General features: G+C 47.4%; 9 protein-coding genes. 4 read left to right on the top strand and 5 right to left on the bottom strand.

Annotated elements, in window-relative coordinates; genetic code table 11:
- The 5 genes from DXZ20_RS16075 to DXZ20_RS16095 all read right to left on the bottom strand — a co-directional run.
- Nucleotides 1–687 (bottom strand): helix-turn-helix domain-containing protein (locus tag DXZ20_RS16075; RefSeq protein ID WP_250565787.1); only part of this gene is annotated, 687 nt, incomplete at its 3' end.
- Nucleotides 688–740: 53 nt separating this feature from the next.
- Nucleotides 741–938 (bottom strand): hypothetical protein, encoded by a 198-nt coding sequence (locus tag DXZ20_RS16080; RefSeq protein WP_163699251.1) that lies wholly within the window; start codon nt 936–938, stop codon nt 741–743.
- On the bottom strand, nt 922–1287 hold the full coding sequence (locus DXZ20_RS16085; RefSeq protein WP_163699253.1) for a hypothetical protein: 366 nt from the start codon (nt 1285–1287) through the stop codon (nt 922–924). The genes DXZ20_RS16080 and DXZ20_RS16085 overlap by 17 nt, the downstream gene beginning before the upstream one ends.
- Nucleotides 1288–1356: 69 nt before the next feature.
- Nucleotides 1357–1533, bottom strand: a complete 177-nt coding sequence (locus DXZ20_RS16090) for a hypothetical protein (protein WP_163699255.1) — start codon at nt 1531–1533, stop codon at nt 1357–1359.
- A 62-nt stretch (nt 1534–1595) separates the two neighbouring features.
- Nucleotides 1596–1952: a hypothetical protein gene (locus tag DXZ20_RS16095; protein WP_163699257.1), complete on the bottom strand. Its 357-nt coding sequence runs from the start codon at nt 1950–1952 to the stop codon at nt 1596–1598.
- Nucleotides 1953–2117: 165 nt separating this feature from the next.
- Here DXZ20_RS16095 and DXZ20_RS16100 point away from each other — a divergent pair, with 165 nt between their 5' ends.
- From DXZ20_RS16100 to DXZ20_RS16115, 4 genes are all read left to right on the top strand, one after another.
- A complete protein-coding gene (locus tag DXZ20_RS16100; RefSeq protein WP_250565788.1) occupies nt 2118–2318 on the top strand; it encodes a helix-turn-helix domain-containing protein in 201 nt (66 codons plus the stop codon).
- 84 nt (nt 2319–2402) lie between these two features.
- Nucleotides 2403–5147, top strand: coding sequence for an NACHT domain-containing protein (locus tag DXZ20_RS16105; RefSeq protein WP_163699261.1), 2745 nt, complete (start codon nt 2403–2405; stop codon nt 5145–5147).
- 9 nt (nt 5148–5156) lie between these two features.
- On the top strand, nt 5157–5417 hold the full coding sequence (locus DXZ20_RS16110; protein WP_163699263.1) for a helix-turn-helix domain-containing protein: 261 nt from the start codon (nt 5157–5159) through the stop codon (nt 5415–5417).
- A gap of 182 nt (nt 5418–5599) precedes the next feature.
- The coding region (locus DXZ20_RS16115) for a DEAD/DEAH box helicase family protein (protein WP_250565789.1) at nt 5600–6855 on the top strand (1256 nt) is incomplete at its 3' end.

Genomic DNA, 6855 nt, shown 5'->3' on the forward strand with positions numbered 1-6855 from the left:
CCCCGATTCTTTGAGTCTGAATAACAACTCAGGATCATCGAGTTCAGTGGCCACTCTCTTCTTCTGGATAGGATCAATGTTTCGGTCTATCCGCCATCGATTGTTAAGTCGTCGTTTGATGGTGGATTGCGATCGCCCAACGGTTTTAGCAATGCCTGCGACTGAAGCACCTGGAATCTGAAATCCATCGTTTACCACTGCCATGCCCTTTGCCCCTGGGAAACTGTCAGAGGATGCGGCGTCGTGTGGATCAAAAACTGATTTCTTGGCCTGGCCCTTCTTGGCTTTCTTTGCGGCCCAATACGCTTGTCGTTGTCTGTACTCGGCTTCTAGGGCTGTCGCTAATGCTTTAGACCCCATGCGGGTGAGTTCGGATAAGGGAACTTCAGCGATCGCACCCAACCCATCCACACCCAATGCACAGGCCACTTTGGTAATGCCCGATAGATAAAGTTCTACCTGACCATCAATGCGTCGTCGTGACCGCCACCAAACACCGAGACCTGCCTTTAGCCATCGGTAAATGGTGTTGGTGCTGACGCCCATGAGGAATGCCATGTCAGACACACCAAAATAGACACGTCCAGTGCCCTCTGTATCCAGGGCTCGTAAGACGTGCCATAGCCTGGCCTGCTCACACGTATCTAACAGACGGCTATAAATTCGTATGGTGGTAAGGTCTGACATAGCACGCTAGCCAGCCCCACCGAAGTAGGACCAGCATTCCTCGTATGAATTGGCTATGCCCTGATGAACTTGGGCGTTAGTGCCTTGACCAACCGCTGCATCTTCACGATCAGATGGTCTTCAGCCCCAGATACCGCGCACGCTTCCCAATTCAACTCAGACACTTCCAGACAGAAGAGGGTAAAGCGTACTAGTAGCCATAGTACAGAGAGGAAAATGAGGCGAATGAGAGTCTTAGTTACTTTCGTCATCGCTCTGTTCCTCCTTCTGTAGTAACTGGTCAGCCATCACACTCGCCACGTTGATCGAATCGAGGACGGGGCGTTGAATGGTGTGGTCTAATCGAATCTCGTCGTAGTGATGCAGTAAGCCTTCGAACATCGCATCCAGGACCGCAGATAACCCGTAGCCATGGATCAGCGCCATCACAAACGCTTCTAGTTGCTTATCTGATTGGTCGGGGCTGATAGGAATGATGATTTGATCCTTCATGACACCCCCTTCAGCAGTCGTGATAATGGATACGCCGCCCAAGGTGTATCCGTGCCCTTCTTCCAGATGATGCAGGGCGTTTGGGTGTCGTGTAGCAAGTACCACCACTGGCGGGCAGCCCACACGGTTTCGACGTAGACGAGCAAGGTACCGTCGTGATTGATGTAGGTCATCGTCCTATGCCTCCGCCCAAGCATTAACAGCGGCTTTGACCTTCGACTCAATCTCAAGCTTCAGATGAACCTCAAGATCACTCAGCTGACCTTCGATGTAGCTACCTTTGTCCAAGGCTTGAGTCAGTAGCCATAGGGGACAAACAACAAGCCACAACAACGTGTATAGGAGTATTCTCATCGTTCTAAATTCCGTAGGGTTGGTAAGGCCGCTGTGTAGAGGTAGCGGCCACAAGGCAATCGTTAGAAAGGCATCGGCTCAAACTCGTCATTAGGCTCAGCCATCGCCCAATCAACGATGTGCCAACCCGGTAGGTTATCTGATACCCAGTCCTCAATTCTGGGCTTGGCAGGACTCGGCAAGCGACGTAGCTCCAGCGTTAGGTCCAAGGTCATCCAGTCAGGATTGATCGGATTGGATTGATACGTGGCTAGCTTCTGTAGGGTGATGAAGTACTGATCGGCCACCACATCCAGCGCATCGTCGGCGATCGCGTGGAAGGGCTGGGCGGTGTCGATATCGCAATGCGGGGCCGATGGGGCGGTGATTACGGTATGAAACGGGGCGACAAATACTAGGTCGCGGGTTAGAGTTTTCATTGGCTCTAATTGCGTAGTGGTTAGGGTCAGCGGGGCGATGTCAAACTTTCTCAGGGCTAGACATCGCCTTTGCTATATCTATTTAATACTAATTAATTAGTACCTGTCAAGTAGATAGTACTAAGTAAATGTGTTATCGTGTTCATGTATTCTGTTGGTATGAACATGAAAGATCTAAGGCAAAGGGTCGGCAAGCGACCAGAAGAAATTGCCGTAGAGATGGGTGTAGCTGTCTCTACGGTTCACAATTGGGATCAACTGCGTAGTGTCCCTAGGATGACTGCCGCTGGCTTCAAAAAGCTTATGACGGCCTATGAATGCACACTTGACGAGTTAATTGAAGCTGAAAGGTTGGCTAAAAAATGAAACTGCAGGTGATGTCAATGATTAGGCCATCTGAAATTCAGGTTGATGATCTGTTATAGGTGGCGTTGAGCAAGGAAGAAAATTATGACTGGCTTTGAACCGATCATTGCTGCCGCTGCTACTTCTGCCATTAGTGGTATCGCCCTTCCTATCTTTGATCAACTGTGGAAAACAGGTGGTAAAGTCGTTGGCCAGGTTCGTGAAGGCCAACAGTATGCCGAAGAAAAAGGGCGGGTTCTTCAAGCCTCACGGGAATACCGCGATAAGTACATAAGTCGGCATGGGCAAATCAAGATTATGCCAGGGCTGATGAAAGAACCGATACTCTTGGACTCGATTTATACGGCTGTTAAATTCCTGGATGAATACAGTATTCGCCAATTTGCCAGCCCAGATGACTTAGAGCAATCCTATCGAAGTCAGGGTAGGCGCAGTTTTCAGCCAGCAGACGAACGTCATGATGGTATGAGTATTGCCAAGGAGAAGCAATATATGATGGTCCTGGGCGGACCCGGCATTGGTAAAAGCACTTTCTTAAGAAAACTTGGACTAGAAGCTCTTAAAGGTCAGAAAGGGCAGCTTAAGAATGAGCAAATTCCAGTTTTTCTTGAACTCAAAACCTTTAGAGATGAAAATATCGACCTGGCTGCTTTAATTGCTAACGAATTTGAAATTTGTGGATTCCCAGATACTAAAGCATTTGCAACAGAATCACTCAATCAGGGCAAATTGCTGATTTTGCTTGACGGATTGGATGAGGTTCCTACTCGTAATATGAACCGGGTAATTGAGCGAATCGAAGCCTTTGCTACCCAATACGACAAAAACACCTTTGTTACCTCTTGTCGTACAGCAGCCTATCGTAGCGGTTTTAACCAGTTTAGTGATGTCACGATTGCAGATTTTGATGATGACCAGATTGAGCAGTTCATCCAGCAGTGGTTTAATTCTGATTTAGACCAGGAGACCGACACAGCTAACCGCTATTGGCAATTGTTGAAACGACCTCAAAACAATGCTGCAAAAGAACTGGCTCAAACACCCTTGCTCTTAACATTTCTGTGTTTAGTCTACGAGCGAGAGCAAACACTGCCTAGCAAACGCAGTACGCTTTATGGGCAAGCCTTGAATATCTTGCTAAGTGAGTGGTCAGCTCAAAAAAGGCTAGAACGTGCACCTATTTACGAAGACTTCCATCCAGATCTAGAAAAAGAACTCCTCAGCGAAATTGCCTATACTAGCTTTGAAGAAGACCGTCTTTTCTTCTCTAAATCAGACATCACTAAACACATTACCAGCTATCTAGCTGACACCCTGGATGCCCCAGAGTATTTAGATGGTCCAGCCGTCCTACAAGCTATTGAAGTGCAACAAGGTATTCTCGTAGAACGGGCTACTGATACTTACTCATTTTCTCATCTGACTCTACAGGAATACCTCACAGCACGATATATCGATAGCCAGCGGCTTATTCAAGATTTGATTGGCGAGCATTTGACAGATGAACGCTGGCGAGAAGTGTTTCTATTGGTGTCAGGATTAGCAGGTAGTCGAAGTCACGAACTCTTGCTATCGATGGAGAAGCAAGCGAATGCTTTTGCCGGAGAATCAAAGCTTCAAGGTTTATTACAGTGGGCAACGACTCTAAGCGACGCATCACAGCCTAGCAACAAACTTCTAGCCTCAAGGGCTTTATTTTTGAAAGCTGCTATCGCCATTGCTAGAGACAGCGCCATTATCAGAGCCAGTGCTATAGCTAGTGACAGTGCCAAAATCCTCGGCAGATACGCTGTTGTTCGCTCTAGCGCTATAGCTATCGACAGCGCCAGAGCCATCGCCAGCGCCATTGCTAACGACATCGACATCGACAGAGCGATCGCCAGCGAAATCGATAGCGCCATCGCCATTGCCATCGCCCACGACATCGACAGCGTTAGCGCCAGCAACAAAGCAATTGTAAGCATCAGCGACGGCGCTAGGGGTAGAGCCGTTGTCAGAGCCATTGCCAGGGCCAGAGCTATCGACATCGACAGCGCCAGAGTCATCGCCAGCGAAATCGCCGACAACGACGCAATCAACAAAGCCATAGACAAAGCTATTGTCAGAACCAGTGCCAGAATCCTCGACAGAGCTATCGACAGTGATAGTGCCAGGGACAGAGCCATTGCCAGAGCCATTGCCAGAGTCATTGCTAGCGACAGCTACAATGCCAGAGTCATTGCTCATGACAGCGATAGAGCCATCGCCAACAACAATGTCATCGACATTGCTAACGACATCGCTATCGACATCGCTATCGATATCGCTATCGACAGCGTCAGCGAAATTGCTAGAGTCAGAACTATTGACCTTGATAGAGTTCTCGACAGAGCCAGCGCCTTTGTTAGTGACAGAACTATCTCCAGCGCCATCTCCAGCGCCAGAGCTATCGCCAGAGGTACTAACATCTCCAGCGGCAGAGCTATCGCCAGAGCTATCGCCATTGCCATCGCTAATGACATCGCTAATGACATCGAGATCGACATCGAATACAATAAGCTTGCAAAAAAGCTGGAAGATCTAAAAAAACACATTCCATCTCCAAAATCCAGACTTCAGAGATGGAATGATTTTACTTATCAACTGTTTGAGACCTATCTAACCTTCTTTCATTTAGATAAAGAACTCATAACCTTTTCACTTGAAGAAGCCCAAGCTTTAGAAAACTACCTCTACGCTGTCAAACTCATCATCGACTGCAAGAATGCGGCTGTCCGTGTCTCTCGTAAGGAATGGAAAGCGATTGAGTCCAGGTTGCTGACGCCTCCAGGTGAGAATAATCAAGAATGAGGAATAACCATGAGTCAAATAATCTTCCGCCTTACTGAGGCCATGGCCCGCTATAAGGTCTCGGTCAATGCCCTATCCGACGAACTAGGCATTAGCAAAAGCTCGATCGCCCATTGGCGTAGTGGTAAGACAAAACCAGGCTTAGACCGCATCAATGAAATACTGGTTGCGTTAGTGAAGATCGGTGATCCAGAACAATTGCAAGCGCTTCCATTGCGATTGTCAGATGTATTGGAATGGCGCGTACATAAAGACGAGAATCTTAACTAAGAGAACAGTGTTTTAGGGTCTCTCTTCAGATTTGTTGTGCTAGACTGTGGCCAACAGAAATGAGCAAGTGAATAGGCGATTGCTAGCGGTGCCAGAGGTGCGGCTAGTCGTGGGATTTTAAAGGGACGAAAGAAAAAGACTTTTTAGGTAAGCGTAATTTCACGGAGTTTAACTGAACAGAGATGACTGATTCTATTCGTTACCGGCCATTTCAAGAGACGGGTATTCCTCTAATTGTTGACAAGTATAAGCAGGGGGCGAAGATTGCTACCGCTAACCCTTTCCCAGGGAGCGGTAAAACGGCCCTGTCGTTTGGTGTAGCGGTTGAACTTTACAGGCTGGGCATGATTGACGCGGTTGTTCACGCTAACCCAAGAACAGCGTTGTGTGGTCAGTTCTCTGAGGATTGGTCTGGTTATCACGATGACGATGGCGTTTGGCATTCTGGATTTAATGAATTGTTCGATAGTCCAAAATTTAAAGCCTTTACGGTTGGGTCTAATCCTCGTGACTTCAAAGGATATGAACCCAGGTATGCTTATCAGGCGTTTTGTACTGGCGAAGAAGATGGATATTCAATTTGTTTTTCATCGTTGATCAGTAGCCCTGAATTTCATCGGGATTTTGCTAAGCAGAAGCGAACGTTGTTGGTGTTAGATGAAGCTCAATATCTGGGCATTGACCCTAAAACAGGTGAACCCACCAACAAATTCGCTGGGACGATGGACCAGTTAGCTGAGTTCTATCCCTATATTTTGGTGATGGGTGGCACGTCAAGGGGCAACGGCGAACGGGTTTGGGGTGTTCAATATACAGCGCCAGACCCTAATAATGAGATTTTCCCGGTATACGATGTAACCGCTTCTTATCAAGAAGGTGTCGCCCAAGGGTATCTTCGAGATGTCATGTTCAAAATGCCCGACGCTGAAGGCATTTGGCATAAAGTGGGAAAGCCTTCTGAATTGATGCAGGTTTCAAAAATGAAGAGAAAGTTAGGACGCTTTCTTAAAGAGGCTGAGTTTTATCAACATCTCATTGATATCAGTGTCAATGAATTAAACGATGCTAAGGCTATATGGCAGCATTTTGGAATGTTGGTTGCTGCCTATGATCAGGGACAGGCCAAGAAGATTGAAGCGTACTTCAAGACCACCTATCCACACCTAAAAACGGTGGTCGCTATTTCTAGTGATGGCCCTAAAAGTATTGAAGCGCTTCAAAAGTTTAAGCGAGATGAATCAATAGACGTTCTGATCACCGTTAGACAGGCATTTATAGGGTTTAGCTGCAATCGCCTAGTCGTGCTGTGCTGCTTAACAAATTACAGAGAATGGGGGTTTCTAGACCAATTATTTGGCAGGGTGGCAAGGGTTAGAAAAGAGCTGCCATTTGATGTTCAGTCTGCACGGGTGATTATGCCGTGCGATCCTGAGGCTGT

This window comes from Adonisia turfae CCMR0081 (genome assembly GCF_011009555.1).
Classification (GTDB): Bacteria; Cyanobacteriota; Cyanobacteriia; order Phormidesmidales; family Phormidesmidaceae; genus Leptothoe; species Leptothoe turfae.

Bases quoted from the DNA above. Each gene is read 5' to 3' on its own strand.
- DXZ20_RS16080 (WP_163699251.1), bottom strand. From the start codon at position 938: ATGACGAAAGTAACTAAGACTCTCATTCGCCTCATTTTCCTCTCTGTA.
- DXZ20_RS16090 (WP_163699255.1), bottom strand. From the start codon at position 1,533: ATGAGAATACTCCTATACACGTTGTTGTGGCTTGTTGTTTGTCCCCTA.
- DXZ20_RS16095 (WP_163699257.1), bottom strand. From the start codon at position 1,952: ATGAAAACTCTAACCCGCGACCTAGTATTTGTCGCCCCGTTTCATACC.
- DXZ20_RS16100 (WP_250565788.1), top strand. From the start codon at position 2,118: ATGAAAGATCTAAGGCAAAGGGTCGGCAAGCGACCAGAAGAAATTGCC.
- DXZ20_RS16105 (WP_163699261.1), top strand. From the start codon at position 2,403: ATGACTGGCTTTGAACCGATCATTGCTGCCGCTGCTACTTCTGCCATT.
- DXZ20_RS16110 (WP_163699263.1), top strand. From the start codon at position 5,157: ATGAGTCAAATAATCTTCCGCCTTACTGAGGCCATGGCCCGCTATAAG.